Annotated in this window: 1 pseudogene; it reads right to left on the minus strand. The window is 71.8% G+C overall.

The features are described from left to right. Positions 1-618: pseudogene (locus FV223_RS28630) on the minus strand (type I secretion system permease/ATPase); the annotation flags it as partial. Positions 619-930: the final 312 nt, after the last annotated feature.

The following is a 930-nucleotide window of genomic DNA, read 5'->3' on the forward strand; positions in this document are numbered from 1 at the left end:
GCCCAGGCCGCCACCGGGCCCGGCCCCCGCCAGGCCGTTGCGGCGCAGGCCGTGCCCGGTGGCGGCCTGGGCCGGCCTGCGGGTGGCGCGGTCGGTCAGCCACGTCACCGCCGCGAGGAAGAGGGCGCCGCAGAGCGCGGCGACGCCGATCAGCGGGTGGAACAGGAAGCAGACGGCCAGGTAGATCGGCAGCCACGGCAGGTCGAAGAACGCCGACGGGCCGGTGCCCGACAGGAACGCGCGGATCTGGTCGAGGTCGCGCAGCGGCAGCAGCCCGTCGCCGGGGGCGGCCCCCTTGAGCGGCGCACGCACCACGAGGTCGAACACGCGGCCCGACAGCGCCTCGTCGAGCGCCGCCCCGACGCGGGCGAGGATGCGCGAGCGGATCGCCTCGAGCGCCCCCTGGAACGCGTACAGCGTCAGCGCCAGCGCCATCAGCCCGATCAGCGTCGGCACCGAACGGCTCGGGATCACCCGGTCGTAGACCTCCAGCATGAAGAACGAGCCGGTGAGGTACAGCACGTTCACCACGCCGCTCATCACCGCGACGCCGACGAACGCCGTTCGGCAGGACGTCAGGGCCGAGCCGAGCTCTCCGGGATCCCGCGCACGCATCATGTTCCTGCCCCCGGCATGCATTCGTTCACTGTGTGCTTGCAACCGCACGTATATAATACGCGAATGGTGTTTCCTGTCTGTATACGCGCCGGCTATTTCTGAAAAGTGGCGGTATTCACCGAGATGCGCGTCCGATATGCAAAGGCCGCGCCGCGCCTCCCGTCGCCTCCCGCAAAGAGAACGGCCGCCGGACGGGGGTCCGGCGGCCGTTTCGGGATCGGGACGTTCGACCGGGGCTCGCCCGGCCGGGGTCGTCAGGGTTTCGGCGCGGGCGCCGGCATCGCCGGATCCGGCGTCGCCGCGGGCTGGGCC

This window comes from Methylobacterium sp. WL116 (genome assembly GCF_008039455.1).
Taxonomy (GTDB): domain Bacteria; phylum Pseudomonadota; class Alphaproteobacteria; order Rhizobiales; family Beijerinckiaceae; genus Methylobacterium.